19 protein-coding genes and 1 other annotated feature are annotated in these 16158 nt (G+C 34.2%); of the genes, 11 read left to right on the forward strand and 8 right to left on the reverse strand.

What is annotated here, in order from left to right; all coding sequences use genetic code 11:
- Positions 1 to 258: 258 nt before the first annotated feature.
- The 3 genes from metG to HHU08_RS13980 form a co-directional block, all read right to left on the reverse strand.
- The gene (gene metG / locus HHU08_RS13970) at positions 259 to 1902 is read right to left on the reverse strand and encodes a methionine--tRNA ligase (protein ID WP_169189686.1); all 1644 of its coding nucleotides are present in this window, start codon (positions 1900 to 1902) and stop codon (positions 259 to 261) included.
- Between the two features lie 133 nt (positions 1903 to 2035).
- Positions 2036 to 2290, reverse strand: a binding site (T-box leader).
- 106 nt (positions 2291 to 2396) lie between these two features.
- Positions 2397 to 3155, reverse strand: a complete 759-nt coding sequence (locus HHU08_RS13975; RefSeq protein ID WP_016203905.1) for a class I SAM-dependent methyltransferase — start codon at positions 3153 to 3155, stop codon at positions 2397 to 2399.
- A gap of 173 nt (positions 3156 to 3328) precedes the next feature.
- A complete protein-coding gene (locus tag HHU08_RS13980; protein WP_016203906.1) occupies positions 3329 to 3712 on the reverse strand; it encodes a PH domain-containing protein in 384 nt (127 codons plus the stop codon).
- A 175-nt stretch (positions 3713 to 3887) separates the two neighbouring features.
- Here HHU08_RS13980 and HHU08_RS13985 point away from each other — a divergent pair, with 175 nt between their 5' ends.
- The 5 genes from HHU08_RS13985 to HHU08_RS14005 all read left to right on the forward strand — a co-directional run bounded on the left by HHU08_RS13985 (position 3888) and on the right by HHU08_RS14005 (position 7228).
- Complete coding sequence (locus HHU08_RS13985; protein WP_016203907.1) at positions 3888 to 4211, forward strand: ArsR/SmtB family transcription factor; 324 nt, start codon at positions 3888 to 3890, stop codon at positions 4209 to 4211.
- A 27-nt stretch (positions 4212 to 4238) separates the two neighbouring features.
- The gene (locus HHU08_RS13990) at positions 4239 to 4469 is read left to right on the forward strand and encodes a hypothetical protein (RefSeq protein WP_101731041.1); all 231 of its coding nucleotides are present in this window, start codon (positions 4239 to 4241) and stop codon (positions 4467 to 4469) included.
- An 11-nt stretch (positions 4470 to 4480) separates the two neighbouring features.
- Positions 4481 to 4708, forward strand: coding sequence for a hypothetical protein (locus HHU08_RS13995; RefSeq protein WP_016203909.1), 228 nt, complete (start codon positions 4481 to 4483; stop codon positions 4706 to 4708).
- Positions 4709 to 4802: 94 nt separating this feature from the next.
- A complete protein-coding gene (locus HHU08_RS14000; protein WP_169188708.1) occupies positions 4803 to 5519 on the forward strand; it encodes a DUF3298 and DUF4163 domain-containing protein in 717 nt (238 codons plus the stop codon).
- Between the two features lie 437 nt (positions 5520 to 5956).
- On the forward strand, positions 5957 to 7228 hold the full coding sequence (locus HHU08_RS14005; protein ID WP_169188709.1) for an IS110 family RNA-guided transposase: 1272 nt from the start codon (positions 5957 to 5959) through the stop codon (positions 7226 to 7228).
- Positions 7229 to 7764: 536 nt separating this feature from the next.
- Here HHU08_RS14005 and HHU08_RS14010 read toward each other — a convergent pair.
- Complete coding sequence (locus HHU08_RS14010; protein WP_169188710.1) at positions 7765 to 8277, reverse strand: pyrophosphohydrolase domain-containing protein; 513 nt, start codon at positions 8275 to 8277, stop codon at positions 7765 to 7767.
- A gap of 302 nt (positions 8278 to 8579) precedes the next feature.
- Between HHU08_RS14010 and HHU08_RS14015 the strand changes: the two genes are divergently transcribed.
- The 5 genes from HHU08_RS14015 (at position 8580) to HHU08_RS14035 (ending at position 11847) form a co-directional block, all read left to right on the forward strand.
- Positions 8580 to 8906, forward strand: a complete 327-nt coding sequence (locus tag HHU08_RS14015; RefSeq protein WP_016203912.1) for a hypothetical protein — start codon at positions 8580 to 8582, stop codon at positions 8904 to 8906.
- A gap of 566 nt (positions 8907 to 9472) precedes the next feature.
- On the forward strand, positions 9473 to 9655 hold the full coding sequence (locus HHU08_RS14020; RefSeq protein ID WP_016203913.1) for a hypothetical protein: 183 nt from the start codon (positions 9473 to 9475) through the stop codon (positions 9653 to 9655).
- Between the two features lie 92 nt (positions 9656 to 9747).
- Positions 9748 to 10623: a LysR family transcriptional regulator gene (locus HHU08_RS14025; RefSeq protein WP_169188711.1), complete on the forward strand. Its 876-nt coding sequence runs from the start codon at positions 9748 to 9750 to the stop codon at positions 10621 to 10623.
- 163 nt (positions 10624 to 10786) lie between these two features.
- On the forward strand, positions 10787 to 11158 hold the full coding sequence (locus HHU08_RS14030; RefSeq protein WP_169188712.1) for a CidA/LrgA family protein: 372 nt from the start codon (positions 10787 to 10789) through the stop codon (positions 11156 to 11158).
- Positions 11155 to 11847, forward strand: coding sequence for an LrgB family protein (locus tag HHU08_RS14035; protein WP_169188713.1), 693 nt, complete (start codon positions 11155 to 11157; stop codon positions 11845 to 11847). The genes HHU08_RS14030 and HHU08_RS14035 overlap by 4 nt, the downstream gene beginning before the upstream one ends.
- Before the next feature lie 175 nt (positions 11848 to 12022).
- On the opposite strand, the gene HHU08_RS14040 is transcribed toward HHU08_RS14035, so the two are convergent.
- Positions 12023 to 12226 carry a cold-inducible protein YdjO-related protein gene (locus HHU08_RS14040; protein ID WP_198013216.1) on the reverse strand — a complete coding sequence of 68 codons (204 nt, stop codon included), beginning with the start codon at positions 12224 to 12226 and terminating at the stop codon, positions 12023 to 12025.
- Positions 12227 to 12682: 456 nt separating this feature from the next.
- On the opposite strand from HHU08_RS14040, the gene HHU08_RS14045 reads away from it, so the two are divergent.
- On the forward strand, positions 12683 to 12973 hold the full coding sequence (locus tag HHU08_RS14045) for a DUF6509 family protein (protein ID WP_016203918.1): 291 nt from the start codon (positions 12683 to 12685) through the stop codon (positions 12971 to 12973).
- A gap of 56 nt (positions 12974 to 13029) precedes the next feature.
- Here HHU08_RS14045 and HHU08_RS14050 read toward each other — a convergent pair whose 3' ends face one another.
- From HHU08_RS14050 to HHU08_RS14060, 3 genes are all read right to left on the reverse strand, one after another.
- Complete coding sequence (locus HHU08_RS14050) at positions 13030 to 13425, reverse strand: hypothetical protein (RefSeq protein WP_016203919.1); 396 nt, start codon at positions 13423 to 13425, stop codon at positions 13030 to 13032.
- A gap of 271 nt (positions 13426 to 13696) precedes the next feature.
- Complete coding sequence (locus HHU08_RS14055) at positions 13697 to 13897, reverse strand: cold-shock protein (protein WP_016203920.1); 201 nt, start codon at positions 13895 to 13897, stop codon at positions 13697 to 13699.
- Between the two features lie 167 nt (positions 13898 to 14064).
- Positions 14065 to 15525 (reverse strand): DEAD/DEAH box helicase, encoded by a 1461-nt coding sequence (locus HHU08_RS14060; protein ID WP_224428288.1) that lies wholly within the window; start codon positions 15523 to 15525, stop codon positions 14065 to 14067.
- Between the last annotated feature and the right edge of the window lie 633 nt (positions 15526 to 16158).

Consider the following 16158-nt stretch of genomic DNA (forward strand, 5'->3'; position numbering starts at 1 on the left):
TATTCCATAACAATGAATATATTGCCGAATAGTCAAGCTTCCGTACAAAGTAATGTATTTAACATAATATATTCCATGCTTTATAAAAAGGTTAAAAACAAAACAATAATACTTTTTTATTCGATAGCTGCTAGCCATTTTCCTGTATCTTTCCTGAAAAAACAGCAATTTTCTACAGCGTATTCGATTTACTTCATTAAACAAAACATCCCTTTTCCAAGAATTACTGGAAAAGGGATGTTATTAGTAAAAGAACATCTAGTCCTTATTTTTTGCTCCTTCTAGCAATATCTGTAGCTCTTCTTCTATTAGTTCTACATCCAATCGCTCAAAGAGTGGGATGACATACTTTATTTCAGGCGGAAGTGTTTGTTGCTGCTTCCATTCCACTTTTCTAATCCCTAACATATCTCTAATCTTGTGTGTGGAGAACGGCACAAAAGGTTCTAAAAGCTGTGCTAAATTTACAATTATATAAGTACAATTGGCTAAAGTAATTTCCCCAGCCACTTTTTCCGTTTTCACTTGTTCCCACGGCTTCTCTTGATCAAAATATCGATTGGCATAACGAATGTAAGAAAAGATTTCTTCTAGTGCTTTTTTTACTTTTCCTTTTTCAATCCATTGACCTGAGCTTTGATAAACTTCTTCCGTTACAGCAATAATGCTTTTGGAAACCTGTCTTTTCGGAATCTTACCATTGTACGCTTTTTGAATAAATTTCAATGTCCGATTTACAAAATTCCCATATGCTCCTAATAATTCACTATTATGGCTATAAATAAATTCTCGCCAAGAAAAGTCAGTGTCTCTTGCTTCCGGTGCATTAATGGTCAAAAAATAGCGTATGGAATCAGGATTATATTTCTGCAATATATAGGGGACCCAAACAGCCCAATTTTGGCTAGTCGATAACTTCCTTTTTTCTAATGTCAAATATTCGCTGGAGATGATATGTGTTGGCAAAGATTTTCTCCCTAGCCCGAGCAAAATACTGGGCCAAATAACCGTATGAAAGGGAATATTATCTTTTCCATGTACATAATAAGAAGTCGTTTTGTCATTCCAATAATCTTCCACATTAAGACCTGTCTTTTTACAAATCTCGATACTTGCAGTTAAATATCCCGAGACTGCCTCAATCCAGACGTAAATCTTCTTGCCTTCAAAGCCCTCTAGCGGGACATCAATCCCATTAGGTAAATCCCTAGTTACTGCTCTGTCTGGAAGTCCTTCTTGTAAATATCGTTTCGTTAAGGCAAGTGCATTTTCGCGCCATAGCTCCTTATCTATCGCTTCTTTTAAATAGGATTCCATCTCCTTTTGAAACTTGCTAAAAGCAAAATAAAAATGGTCTGTTTGTTTAATTACTGGCTCCTCACCACAAATTTTACATCGCTTTTCCTTTAATTCAAGAGGATCTAATATGCTTGAGCAATAATCACATTGGTCGCCTCTAGCTTTTTGTTTACAGTGAGGACAAATTCCTTCTACAAAACGGTCAGGTAAAAACTGATTATCTTTTTGACAATAAGCTTGCTCGACCGTTTTTTTGTACAAATACTGATTCTTTAATAAGGCTAAAAAAATCTCCTGAACCGATTGATGATGATGCCAAGCATCTGTTCTTGTATAAAGATCATAAGAAAAGCCTAGCTGCAAAAAACATTGGTGAAATTCTTGGTGGTATCGATCGGCAATTTCTTGAACAGTGATATGTTCTTGCTGTGCTCGAATGGAAATTGGTGTACCATTGCAATCACTTCCGGAAACATAAAGGACATTCTCTCCTTTTTGGCGAAAATATCTTGCTAAAATATCTCCAGGTAGTAATGCTGCCACATGTCCAAGATGTAAAGAGCCATTTGCGTAGGGCCAAGCGCCTCCTATTAATATTGTCATCATTATTCCTCCCAAATAATTTGTCTAATTCGGCTGCCTACAATTGAATTTGTCTGCATCTGTTCAAAAATACACTAGCGAATTTAATTCCTCCTCTCTTTAAAACACATAAAAAAACGCCCTAATCTAAAAAGATTAGGACGAGTTTACCCGTGGTACCACCTAGCTTCGCAAACAATTTGCACTATTTGCCTCTAATCAGTACGTCTTCAAAAAGAGATACTGCTGCTGTTATAACGAGTGCCTATCTCGTCGTAGTCTACTCACTTATCGTTTTCGGTACGAAGCTCAAAGGTCATTTTCAATAAGGTTCATTTACTTCCTTTCCACCATCGGAAGCTCTCTATAAAATACTGCCTTATTTACTTTTCCTTATCAACGCCATCATTTTTATTAAGGTTGATTGTAATTTTTTCTTCATTAATTGTCAATATGTTTTTAAATTAGATTACTTCCCGTTAAGAGTGGATAAACCAGTTTTCTTCCCAAACACCTTAAATGATAACGCCTACATAAACATGTAAGTCATTCGGAACTAAAATGGTTCCATCTTTACTATACTTTTCAAATAAGTATCCTAATTTCTCAACAAATTCATCATACAAAAAGTCATCTTTTTTTGGTGCATAGGAAGCGGATAGGTTTCTGCCAATAAAATATTCTTTGCTCATTTTTAATGGATTTGATACAGCATAATGTTCGTAACCATTCGTAAAAAATTGCTGTAAATCCAAATGATCAATATTAATTCCACCACTAAATCCTTGGAAATTTGGACAATATTTTTTTGAGATTTCTGCTGTTTCTTTGTTTAACTTACTCGTATGGTCTCGACTATTCCAAATAAGCATCACATAGCCATCATTCTTCAAAATACGTTCACATTCATTTTTAAAAGCAGCAGTATCGAACCAATGAAATGCTTGAGCAACCGTTATTAAATCAACACTATTTTCAGAGATGCCAGTATTTTCGGCAGAAGCATTTATACAAGTTACCTGTTGTAGCCCTTCCATTCTTTCTTTTAAAATGGATTGCATATCATTATTAGGTTCGACCGCGATAATTTCTGTACCAATACTAGCAATAAGTTCCGTAAAAATACCCGTACCCGCTCCCACATCTGCAATAACAAAATGATCTTTGCTACCGATATACTCTGTAATAAGCTCCGTCATGAAATGTTTTGGATAACCTGGACGATAACGGTCGTATAATGCGGACTTCCCTGTGAATTTCGCTTCTGAATTCATTTTATTCCCCCTCATTAAAACAAATTCCCTTCCTTCTCCCCGCATGCACTAATCTTTTATCCTATTCCCACTATACTAAATAAATATTCCACAAAGAACATTACATTCCTTCTATATTTTTTTGGAACAGTCCCGTATCGGTTTATTGTAGTTACAGAACTGTTCCTTTTGTATTATGCTTTTGCTACATAACTTGCGAGTGCTTTTTGCACTTCATATATGCTGCTGTCTTTTTTAAACTGTTTGGATATAGCTGGCAATTCTGCCCCTGAAATCCAAACTTTTAATTCAGCATCTAAGTCAAAATGACCTGCTGTTTCAATGCTAAATCGAGAAATACTTTTATATGGAACAGATAAGTACTCGACTTTTTTTCCTGTCAATCCTTGTTTATCAACGAGAATTAACCGTAAGTCAGTGAACACAATCAGATCTCTTACTAATTTATATGCTAACTCAATTGTTTCACTTGACCCAATTACCTTGCTTAATTCCTTTTCTAATTCTTTTACGTCTGCTGCACTTGCATTCCCCATTAGCCCATTTAAAAAACCCATTTTATCAGCCTCCATCTTCTTTTATTTATGTACTGATTAATTACTTTAAAAGTTTCATTTTCTTTTTGCTAATTCAAACTTAATTATCCTCTTTCTACTCTTTCTTTGCAAAACATAAGATATTTTCCAATTAGTCTCTTGTTTTTTAATTACACCTGTAATAAAATACTTACATATGGAACATATAAAAAACGGAGACCAATTACTACTCGTCCTGGAAGCATTATCTAATCCTTATCGATTAAAAATTGTCGCCATCTTGCAAAAAGAAAGAAAATATGTCAGTCAGTTAGCACGAGAACTAGGAATCAGTAGACCTTTGTTATATTTACATCTACAAAAATTAGAAAACGCAAAATTGATTAATGGACATCATGAAATTTCTGAGGATGGAAAAGCAATGAAGTACTATGAGTTAATTCCATTTTATCTTCCTTTAACAGAAGAACTAATAACAGACTTGGCTGACAGTGTCACGATTAAGAAAAGAAAGGAATAGTAATCAAATCATTTAGGAGGTAATTAAATGGAGATATTCGGTATTATTAATATCTTTATCATCCTACTTCCGATTCTTCTCATACTTGGTTTTTTATTTTATCTGGCGAGATATATGAAGAGAGCGGAAGCACGTGCAGATGAAAAGCTAAACATCGAAAAAGAAAATGTAGCGTATCAAAAAGAACAGATAGACACACTGAACAAAGTAAAAGAAAAAATTGTCAACATTGAAAAAATGTTAAACGAGACAAATTAAGGGAGAAAAAAATGAGCTTAATTTTTTTAGCTTTGCCAACCTTAATCCTTTATATTTTCATTCCATTGCTTCTTATTTTTATCACAGTACGTTTTCTAAAGCGTAAAGAAGCAAGAGCGATTGAAAGATTAAAGGTAGAAAAAAACAGCCTTTCTATTCACAAACAGCAAATGACGATTATAAATGATTTAAATGAGCACCTACAATCTATTGAAAAAACGCTAAAAAATGTGGAATAATCTACATGGTTTAGCGTTTTTCCAATTATCACCATACATATCCATTCACATTAGTAAGAAAATAGTACTAATACTCGGAAGAATGGAGAATTATATGAACAAGCAAGCGAAATTACTTATTCAACTAATTATTGTTATGCAGATCCTTATCCTTTCAATTCAACCGCTATCTGCCTATGCAATAAAAACACCAAATGTTGTCATGACAAAACAATACAAAAATCTAGAGAATTTAAAATATCCATCTCTTGTTAGTGCGCCTAATAATATAGCGCAAAACAAAGTTAACAAAATTCTTTTTCGACATATTCAAGACTCCTATAATCGATATGAAAAATTAATGAAAGATATGGTGAAGATAAAAAAAGAGCCCATGTGTAAAGAATCACCAGCAACATGCCAATATGAGTATATTACTAACTACCAGGTTAAATATAACAGTAACAATAAATTGAGTATTTTATTAAGTGATTACCAATTTACTGGCGGTGCACACGGTAATACTGTTATCACGACATATAATTTTGATCTTAAATCAGGGAACCAATTAACATTAGACGACTATTTCTCCTCAGAGGTAGAGTATGAGAAGGTAACAAATTACGCATTGGCATATATGAAAAAACGTCCCGAAATTTTCTATTCCCATCCTTCGGAATTTACTAATTTTAAAGTAACTAATCAGACAAACTTCTATTTAGCTGACAAAGGGATTGAATTAATATTTCAACAATACGAAGTGGGTCCATATTCTTCTGGAAACCCTACAATATTAATCCCTACTTCTGTATTCAAAAAGAATAATCTTTAAATAAAGAAAACTTCCATCAGTAAGGGTTTTCCTTATCAACCAAGGATGATTTGTTACATTCCGATTGAGCTGAAAGTCATACTACCCCTTAAGAGTAGGATAAAGAGGCTGGGACATAAGTATTCCAGCCAAGGATAATTCCGAACAATTATACGAAGATGCTAATGAATGTTCCGTATAATTGTTCGGGCTTTTATTTGTTTTTCAAAGGATGTTTCCATGAAGTTTGGTGCGATTCCCCGCAGCCGGAATACACTTCGCTTTCCATGGGGCTCGCGCTGAGCCGCTTCGGCCTGTGGCCTGCAGGGTCTCAGACTGTCTCGCTAATCCCATAGGAGCATTCCTGTGGGGGTAGTTTTAGGGGCTTGCATAAAAAAAGATACTCCTATATGATGCATGTATCAACGCCAATCAATACGCAGCAAGGAGAATCTACTATGAATAATAAACGTAATCAAAAAATAAATCAAGTCACTAATTCTACTCTTATCATTGGCATTGATATAGCAAAAAGAACGCATTATGCTTGTGCAGTGGATGATAGAGGACGGGAATTAAGTAAATCCTTCGCCGTCCATCAGTCTAATCAAGGCTTTCAACAATTTTATATTCACTTACATCAATTGATGAAGAAACAGGGAAAGAAGGATCTTTTGATCGGTTTTGAACCTACAGGTCATTATTGGATGAATCTCGCTGCATTTCTTGCCTCCAAAGGCATTCGTTACGTCATTGTGAATCCCTTACATGTAAAACGATCGAAGGAAATGGATGACAATCTCCAAACAAAGAATGATAAGAAAGATGCGAGAGTTATTGCCAAATTAATCACAAACGGCTATTTTAGTTCTATTCGCAAGCTAGAAGGAATAGAAGCAGAACTTAGACAAGGATCTTCTATTCGGGGGAGTGTGAAGAAAGAAATAGCGAAAGTAAAAAACCAGATCATTCGATGGACAGACCGATATTTCCCTGAATTTTATACTGCTTTTAAGGAGTTAGGAAAGAATGCTTGTGCGGTGTTAAAACAGACGCCTTTACCAGTAGACTTAGTAGGACGAGAGGTAGAAGAGTTGATCACTTTCTATCGAGAGAAAGAACAGCTGGCCTATCCAGCAAGATCCAAAATAGCCAAATTAATAAAGGCGGCAGAACAATCCATCGGCTTAACAGAAGGCGTTGAAATGGCACGACTGGAAATTGTTATGTTGATACAAAAATATGAACTATATACAAATCAGTTAGAAACAGTGAATCAAGAATTAAAAGACATGGTGGAAGACCTAGCTGAATTTCACTATCTCTTATCGATTCCGGGTATTGGGGAAGAGACAGTGATTGATTTACTGTCAGAAGTAGGATCTCTAAAGAATTATCAACATCCACGCCAACTCATAAAATTAGCGGGATTAACATTACGAGAAAATTCTTCTGGAAAGTATATTGGTCGAAAAAGTCTTTCAAAGCGAGGGAGAAGAAAACTACGATCGCTTCTCTATCGGGCAGTACTCCCTTTAATACGAAACAATAAGGTCTTTCACGATTTATATCAATATTATATTACCAGGACAAATAATCCACTAAAGAAAAAAGAAGCACTTGTTATACTCTGTAGTAAACTATTGAAAGTATTTCATGGGTTAAGTCACCAAGAAGTTTTGTTTGATGGAGAACGGATGAGACAGGATATTTCCGTCTTCCCCGCCTAACATATCCAAGGTAGAGCTTAATGTAAAAAATAATTCACAAGATGACACAGTAGCTGGCTTATAAAAAGACATATGACTTAGAGTCTATATAGGAGCAGGATGCCAGCCTCTACCTTATGATGAAACCAAACGAAGGAATGTAAGCGCGCGACGCTAAGAGACATGGGAGGGTACGTTCTCGTAAGAATAGTAGAGACCAAAGTGCATCAAATAATGTACCTTTGTCAATTAATCCCTATTGACTCTAGCGAAGCGTCTTCTTCATTCCCAGTTATTTTATAAAATGGGGAAAACCACCTGTGATAAGTCTGAAATAAGTTAAAAAAAATTTTTTATTTCACCAATAATCTACTACAAACGTTGGTATATCAACTTTTCCGGAGGGAGTCTTCGTGTATTCCGGCTGCTCTGTTTTTCCAACTAATTATATTTCCTCTTGTAAAAAGTATGCGAAAGCAGCCGCTATTTACTAGCTATATTAGAAATTGTTCGTCTTTACAGAGTATCTATTTAGTTATGTCCCATCCTCCTTTTCTTTATTTATTTTTTCTTTGTCTTTCTATTTCTGCTTTCAACCGGCCTTCTGGAGCAAAATCTTTTTCCCAATTTGGCGGCTTAATAATTTTCCCATCTTCTTCTCTGAATCTTGGTTTACCATCTTCAAATAACTTTCCCATATTTGCCTCTTGCACAATTTGGAAAAGGGCAAATGGTTCTACCCCAGCAATGACAAAACTTCCTTGATTAAAATACTCTACATCTGTTAATGCATCCATTTGTGCTACTAATTTATCATCAATGGGTTTCTTTTCTGTAAGTATTTTATCTGCTGCTTTGTTTAATCCCGTTAAAAACTGTTCATATAATACTTTAAACGTATGTTCGTCTCCTTCTGCCGTTGCATATAAAAATTCGACCAATTCCTCTCCTGTCCAAACAGCTCGATTAACAGCTGTTTTTTCATCAATAGCAGTAGGCTTTGTTCCTACTACATGGCCAAATGCTTCATGAAAATCTTTTACCATATGATACATTTTATTATTATCCATTATTTCTCCTTTTTGTCACACTTGTTTTTCTTTCCTTTTCATTATTACTAGAAAAAGGACAAGTTAAATTTATAAAAACTATTGTACCATTAGATTCGCTTTTTTGTGGAGTTTTTACGTAATTTTATAGTTAGATAGCCATTAACTAATAGTAAAAAAGCCTTATCATCACATTCTCTGAATCTTTTATATAACACCTTTGAAACACTAGAAAACAAAGCATTTTCAAATAGTGTAAAAACACCAATTTACTACTGTTTAATAGCCTGTTATAATACTAGAGGGAAAGAGGTGTATGATCAATGGAGATATTTAGTATTCAAGAATTAGAAAAAGTAATACGTCATGTCGAAATTGAAGGACAAGGGGGAATTTTTCAAGAAGAAACAGGCAAACAGCCAAAAGATTACCCGAAGGAATTCCTTGGTCGTATCGTTAATTACATTACTGATCATCAACTAATTAAGAAAATCCAGAAATTAAGCGATGATGAAGCACTTCACTTATTTGTGAAATCAGTTTACGTAGTCTGTATTAAGGATTTACATAGTTCTGATGACATCCAAGAACAAACTCTTGTGGAAAAAGTCTTTTCTGACTATTTGAAAGAAACATCTATGGCTCAATAAAATATTAGCAATTATAATTATATCGAAGCATAAAAAAGACTAGGATGCAGTCCACCCTAGTCTTTTATTTTTTTCATTTTGTTTGCGTGGTTTGGTGCGGTAAAAATTACTATATATCAATTCTGCATGATTTTTTTTATAGAGATTTTCGTACTTTTTGTGCGCGATTAAGTTATCCTTCCAATTATGCGTAAAAATTATCTTGTCTTTTGACTCGTGAAAAATGCTCATGATGTACACACCTTTCTTAAGTTGATAATCTATCTATACCACCTTCCTATTAGGTTTAAACCTAAAATCCTCCTCAAAAACAAAAAAAATAAGAATAATAAGTATTTCTATACTCATTGGAGGTTACTTTTTGGACCTTTAGGGAAGAGTTTCATTACCTTGTTCCTGCTCTTCTTGCTGGAGTCTTACTGGCCGTTAGAAATGGGATAATCTTATGGCAACTGTTAGATTTAACAAATTCGATAAAAAAGAATTCTACAATAGTTGTACTTCCCTCTTGATTTGCGTAAAATAAGTAATTAGTTAAATATATTTTTAAAGACAGGAAGTTTATTATGACAAAATTTGGTTGGTTTTTAACGTTAATTGGTTTTCTCGCAATCTTAGGTAGTGTTCTCTATCCACTTGATCTTATAAGCAAGCAAACTTTATTAATCCTTCTTTTTGGAGGAGCTGGTACTATGTTTATCGGATCGATGATCAGAAATTTATCCCTACTGAAAAAAATACCAAAATAACCATTTTCCAGGCATTTAAACAGTATATATAAGTTGGAAGGCTGTCTCTTAAAGTGAGACAGCCCTTTTCCATCATAAAAGGAGGAATACAATTGGAAATAAGACAGCTGCATTATTTTGTAGAAGTTGTTAAACAAAAAAATATGACAAAAGCTTCTGATAAACTTCATATATCCCAGCCTGCTCTAAGCAAAGCAATCAAAAGTTTAGAATCAGAAATCGGTTTAACTTTAATTCACCGTTCCAATAAAACCCATGAGCTAACGGATGCTGGTTCTGTTGTTTTCGAATATGCACAAAAAATCATTGCCCAAGTAGAAGAAATGTCATTTACCCTGCACGATATGACGAATTTAACGAGAGGTAATATTAATATTGGCCTCCCGCCGATTATCGGTAGTTTATTTTTCCCAAAAATAATCGCTGCCTTTCATAAAGCATATCCGAACATCCAAATTAATATTAGAGAGTATGGGGCTGCCAAAGTTGTTAAAAGTGTCGAAGAGGGTGAATTCGAGATGGGTGTTGCGGTACTTCCTTTAACCGATGATTCCTTTCATATTTTTCCCCTTGTAAAAGAAGCGTTGAAATTAATTGTACCTGAATCTCATCGGTTTGCAAATAGAAAAAAGGTTCATATGAAAGAATTAAAAGCAGAGGAATTTATTTTCTACAGTGAGGAATTCGCTTTGTATGAAATAATGAGACGAAAATTTATTCAAGAAGGATTTGAGCCAAACATTATTTTTAAGAGCTCCCAATGGGACTTTATGGTTGAGATTGTTGCCGCAAACCTGGGAATTTCGATACTTCCAGAATCTATTTGCAATCGAGCAAACAATAATCAAGTACGATTTATTGACTTAGAACCAGTAACGAATTGGGAACTGGTGATTATAACTAAAAAGGATCGGTATTTATCTGTAGCTAGCAGAAGATTCATTGACTTTGTTCTTAATAATGAATGAATTCCTTTCCCGTTCGATTAGAAGCTACCCATTATAACTTTTAGTTATATTAACTATAATAAGTATGTATTTTACGAATAGCAATGATAAGCGTATGATATTCATATAGCAAAGAGGATGGAAGCTTTCATTCCATCAAATGAATATCAGAAGGTGATTGCTTTTGAAGAATATATTGATAATCGCTGGTCAAATCTTATTCCTTCATATTTTTTTGTTTATCGGAATAGCAATTAAGTTGATCGTAACTATACCAATTCCCGCTTCAATGATCGGATTGATAGTCCTATTTGTTGCATTAAAACTAAAATTAGTAAAAGTAGAATGGGTCGAAAAAGGAGCTGCTTGGTTATTAGCGGAATTGTTGTTATTTTTCATTCCATCAGCTGTCGGAATTGTTAATTACAATGAAATTCTAAATATTAAGGGAATTGAAACAGTATTACTTATCGCAATAAGCACATTTATTGTAATGGGGGCTACCGGATTTACTGCTGAAAAAATTTACAATAGAAAGAGACGTTTTAGCAAATGATGAAAATAATTATTCTAACTGTTATCACTTATATGCTTTATCGTATAGCCAAAGCATGCTATAAAAAATGGAATATACCATTATTTCATCCATTGTTAATAACTCCATTATTGCTTATCTTGTTTATTACTGTCTTTCGTATACCAGCAACAACTTATATGGAATCAGCACAGCCATTAACGCACTTATTAGGACCTGCAACCATTGCTTTTGCTGTGCCAATTTATAAAAATTTACATTTATTAAAGAAATACTTTTCCATTATTATTATTAGTGTTACAACGGGTACATTGGTTGCAATTATTTCTTCTTATTTATTATCGATTTTAATTCGTTTAAACAGTGACTTTATTATGAGTATTTTACCTCGTTCGATAACTACTCCTATCGCCATTGTCGTTTCAGAAGAAATTGGTGGTCTTCCAACATTAACAACGATATTTGTGATTATCACTGGTGTATTAGGAGGAATTATCGGTCCCTATGCAATAAAATGGTTATCCCTTCGTTCTCCGATTGCCAGAGGTTTAGCACTCGGTATGGGAGCACATGGAGTCGGAACATCCAAAGCGATGGAATTCGGAGAGCAAGAAGCAACTTTCTCAACGTTAGCAATGATTTTGGCTGCATGGATTACTGTCTTGTGGGGAACTTCATTAATTCCATTAATGCTTAGCTTTACTGCATGATAAAAAAGCAGAGAAAATGAATATCATTTTCTCTGCTTTTTTTAATAAGATGTATAATATTGCAAAAAAAAAGACCTCTCCACCATTGGATCTGACCATACAAGATTCACCAAACGATTATTTCTATCGAATGGAAAAATCTTGTGAGGTCCATCCTTATTGGAAAATTCCTCTTTTATTTTGAATATATGCTATTATTATTAACTACTTGAAGTTCTCTAGTTGTTTGTACCATTTCACTTCCGCAGATTGGGCACTTTGGTGTCTCACTGCTTTTGAAATTATCACGAATCCAACACTTACAAGTTTCTGAAACACAATCCCAAACCACCACTTCTTCTTTAACAATTTCTTCATTATTTCTTCTACCAAATCCCATTGCCAAATGAAGCACCTCCAGGAAGCTAATTTTTTGTTAATAGCTATGTTGTTCATCATTCATTCTATTCGCAAATTAATTGCTTTTGCGAAAACTAAATACTAGGTTGAACAGCCATAGACTTTAACACCATAAAAAAATAAAAAACACTTGTAAACCAGAGAAAACAATAAAAAATCCCTAAACAAGTGCCAAACAAAATATAAATCAAAACTAACAACTAGTATTAAATATAACATAAAATAATAAAGAAGTCAAACTTTTCATTATGCCACACTTCATATATCTATTGCAAATATTATTTCAAAGAAATTTTCTAACCTAATTCTTTTTCACACAATTGGGTTTTTTAAGCTTTAAATCAATACAATTAGCTATTCCTTCTTTTATATGATATTATTTTCAGAGTGAAAACACTATTAGGTTGTATGGTAAGAAATATTGGAGGTTTAGGTAGTGAATATTAAAGAATATACAATTGAGGAAATCAAAGATCCTACCGGTATCTTAACTGGTAAAAGATACGAGTATTTCCTGACTGTCGAGTTCGATGAAGAGGATGAATTAGCGGTTGAAGATCATTTACAGATAAAAGTTCTTTTTTCTGTAGACGATAATGGATCACGTATATTGAATTATCATTTTTATAATAGCTTGGAAAATAAATATTTGGATTACGGCTTAGAAGAAGACGAATTAGAGCAAATACAAGCATTTTGTAAGGAGCATTACTTAGAAGAAAATTAAAGAATCAAAAAAGCTGAGAAGGATAATACCCCACTCAGCTTTTTTGATTTGTAAAATTAAACTTCTACTGTTTTTCCATCTTCCACAATATGATGCATTAAATGAGCAAGATAATGAATAGGACCGAATTCTTCTTCGTCTTCGTCCTCATCCTCTTCATATTGTAAATCATTTAAGTGCAAGGCAACAAATTGATAAAAATCTTTTAGTTGAAAACTAAAGCATGCAGTTGGATCTTCCTTCTCTTCTTCATACTGAAGAACTAAATATGATTCTTTTCCAGTCTCATCCTCAGCATCAAAATAAATAAAGAATCCGATATTTGTATCTAATTCAAATAATTGTCTCGTTCCACCACTTGTCACACGATTAAAATCGTCCTCGCTTAGTTTTTGAACAATCATTTGATCGACTCCATCTTCCGCATGGAAATGCACTGTAAATTCTTTCATGTTAAGCACCTCTTTCTATTCTCTATTATTTTAAACAATTACAGTTCAATTAGCAAAGACAAACCTTTTATAAGAAAAGGCTATTTTCTAAAAGATTGTTGTTTTTTCAACAGGAGAAAAGAATTAATTGGAAAAAATAGAGCAGTCGGAATACACGAAGACTCCGAAAGCGAAGTGTATTCCGACTGCGGGTAATAGCGACAAACTTTGCGAAAACAGCATTTTAGAAAACATACAAAGAAAAAGAGCCCCCATGGACTCTTTATTACAATTATGGTTTTGTCACATTTACAGCCTGTGGTCCTCTGCTACCTTCTTCTATATCAAAGTTAACTTCTTGACCTTCATCTAAAGTTTTGAATCCTTCTGTTTGGATAGCTGAAAAATGTACAAATACATCTTCTCCACCTTCCACTTCAATAAATCCAAATCCTTTTTCAGAATTAAACCATTTTACTTTACCTGTTGCCATTTTTTATTGCCTCCTAGATTTAAATAACAAGGATATATTTAAAATACCCTTCGTTTAACTAGTTTACCCATTTTGTTTCATTTAAAACGAGGAAAATAAAAATTCCTCGTTTTAAATGAAACCAAGCACAAGTCAGAAAAGAATAGCAACAAGAATAATGAAAATAATTATTTGCTTCTATTACGATTTCTAGGTCTTCTTTCACCTGAAGCATTTGGGCGTTTTCTGTCATATCCGCCGCGTTCTCCTCCACGATCAGAACGACGTCTGCGATTACCGCCACCACCAGAACGATTATCTTTCTTCTTCGAACGTAATGGTTCAACAGCAGTTAATCTAACTGGTGTAGCATCTGGTTCTTTCGTTAGAAGCTTTAATGCTGCTGCAAGTAATGTTACCGAATCTGTTTCTTCTAATAGCCCTTCTGCAACACGCTTATATTCTGCGTACTCATTCTCTTCTACTGTTTTTGTAATTTTATTAATGGTAGCTTGTTGGTTTCCAGCTAATACATCTGTAAGAGAAGGAATTGGTTTTTTAGTCATTGATTTCTTCGTTACATTTTCAATAATACGTAAATGATCAAGCTCTCTAGGAGTAACAAATGTGATAGCAAGACCTTTTTTCCCAGCGCGTCCTGTTCTACCGATACGGTGAACATAACTTTCAGGGTCTTGTGGAATATCAAAGTTATAAACATGAGACACACCACTAATGTCTAATCCTCTAGCCGCAACATCTGTAGCAACCATTATATCAATGCTTTGTTCTTTGAAACGGCGGATAACTTGGTCACGTTTCCCTTGTGGAATGTCACCATGTATTCCTTCAGCAGAATATCCACGTTTAATTAGACCTTCCACTACTTCATCTACACGTTTTTTTGTACGACCAAAGACAATCGCAAGCTCAGGTGACTGAATATCAAGTAAACTACATAATACATCAAATTTTTGACGTTCTTGAACTTCCATATAATGTTGTTCAATGTTTGTTACTGTCATTTCTTTTGCCTTAACTTTTACTACTTCAGGCTCAACCATGAATCTTTCTGCTAAGCTTTGGATTCTTCTCGGCATTGTCGCTGAGAACAATAATGTTTGACGTGACTCTGGAGTTTCACTTAAGATTCTTTCGATATCTTCTATGAATCCCATGTTAAGCATTTCATCTGCTTCATCAAGAACAATCATTTTTAAATCTTGCAAGCGAATTGTTTTCCGTTCAATGTGGTCAATTAAGCGGCCTGGTGTAGCAGCAATAATTTCCGGTTTCTTTTTTAATCCGCGAATTTGGCGGTTAATGTCTTGTCCACCATATACCGGTAGAGTACGGATTCCTTTTACAGAACCGATACGGTTTAACTCTTCTGCTACTTGGACTGCTAATTCTCTCGTTGGTGCTAGAACTAAACCTTGTACAGCTTTACCAACTTCGATTTTCTCAAGTAAAGGGACACCAAATGCAGTTGTTTTACCAGTACCAGTTTGTGCTTGTCCAATCATATCTTTTCCTGATAATGCAATCGGAATTGCTTGAGCCTGAATTGGTGTTGGCTCTTCGAATCCCATGTTTGATAATGCTTTTTCTAAACTATTACTTAATTTAAAATCTGAAAAAGTTGTCAATACTTTTTCCTCCTTAATAATTGTACTCCGTTGATTGATATTACCTTAGAATATAGGGCCAGAAATGTCGCAGGAAGGATCTTTATCATTTAATAAATGAATGGATTCCACTAATTTAGCGCATGATTACTCTTTATTATAAACCTAAAAACATTGCCCTATTATAAGGGACATTATTTGTTTAGAAAATACCAACCTAGAGTGTATTGTTTTATTTTGTTATAAATATATACTCTCCATTTTATTTCACTTTTTTTCATTTTCCAAAACATTAAGGTAAATAGGATCAATTAAAAGCCTTTATACCATACTTTAGTGGGAAATTGTGTGGTTTTTTAACGGATGAATATAATGAAGTTGATGGAGAATTTTATATAAATGCTAAGTTAATTATCAGATCACAATTTAATTATTTTATTGCTTTCATTTTAAAAATAAACTGTTTTCGTAAAGTTTGTCGCTATTACCCGCAGCCGGAATACACTTCGCTTTCCATGGGGCTCGCGCTTGAGCCTCCTCAGCTTCGCCTCCGGGGTCTCAGACTGTCTCGCTAATCCCCGTGGCGTCTACGTGTATTCCGGCTGCTCTATTTTCCAACTCATTCATTTTCCCGATAAAAAAACAATTCTTTAG

Origin of the sequence: Niallia alba (genome assembly GCF_012933555.1) — a bacterium.
Taxonomy (GTDB): domain Bacteria; phylum Bacillota; class Bacilli; order Bacillales; family Cytobacillaceae; genus Niallia; species Niallia alba.

Excerpts from the sequence above, each read along its gene's own strand:
- metG (WP_169189686.1), bottom strand. The coding sequence starts at position 1,902 with ATGACAATATTAATAGGAGGCGCTTGGCCCTACGCAAATGGCTCTTTA.
- HHU08_RS13975 (WP_016203905.1), bottom strand. The coding sequence starts at position 3,155 with ATGAATTCAGAAGCGAAATTCACAGGGAAGTCCGCATTATACGACCGT.
- HHU08_RS13980 (WP_016203906.1), bottom strand. The coding sequence starts at position 3,712 with ATGGGTTTTTTAAATGGGCTAATGGGGAATGCAAGTGCAGCAGACGTA.
- HHU08_RS13985 (WP_016203907.1), top strand. The coding sequence starts at position 3,888 with ATGGAACATATAAAAAACGGAGACCAATTACTACTCGTCCTGGAAGCA.
- HHU08_RS13990 (WP_101731041.1), top strand. The coding sequence starts at position 4,239 with ATGGAGATATTCGGTATTATTAATATCTTTATCATCCTACTTCCGATT.
- HHU08_RS13995 (WP_016203909.1), top strand. The coding sequence starts at position 4,481 with ATGAGCTTAATTTTTTTAGCTTTGCCAACCTTAATCCTTTATATTTTC.
- HHU08_RS14000 (WP_169188708.1), top strand. The coding sequence starts at position 4,803 with ATGAACAAGCAAGCGAAATTACTTATTCAACTAATTATTGTTATGCAG.
- HHU08_RS14005 (WP_169188709.1), top strand. The coding sequence starts at position 5,957 with ATGAATAATAAACGTAATCAAAAAATAAATCAAGTCACTAATTCTACT.
- HHU08_RS14010 (WP_169188710.1), bottom strand. The coding sequence starts at position 8,277 with ATGGATAATAATAAAATGTATCATATGGTAAAAGATTTTCATGAAGCA.
- HHU08_RS14015 (WP_016203912.1), top strand. The coding sequence starts at position 8,580 with ATGGAGATATTTAGTATTCAAGAATTAGAAAAAGTAATACGTCATGTC.
- HHU08_RS14020 (WP_016203913.1), top strand. The coding sequence starts at position 9,473 with ATGACAAAATTTGGTTGGTTTTTAACGTTAATTGGTTTTCTCGCAATC.
- HHU08_RS14035 (WP_169188713.1), top strand. The coding sequence starts at position 11,155 with ATGATGAAAATAATTATTCTAACTGTTATCACTTATATGCTTTATCGT.
- HHU08_RS14040 (WP_198013216.1), bottom strand. The coding sequence starts at position 12,226 with ATGGGATTTGGTAGAAGAAATAATGAAGAAATTGTTAAAGAAGAAGTG.
- HHU08_RS14050 (WP_016203919.1), bottom strand. The coding sequence starts at position 13,425 with ATGAAAGAATTTACAGTGCATTTCCATGCGGAAGATGGAGTCGATCAA.
- HHU08_RS14055 (WP_016203920.1), bottom strand. The coding sequence starts at position 13,897 with ATGGCAACAGGTAAAGTAAAATGGTTTAATTCTGAAAAAGGATTTGGA.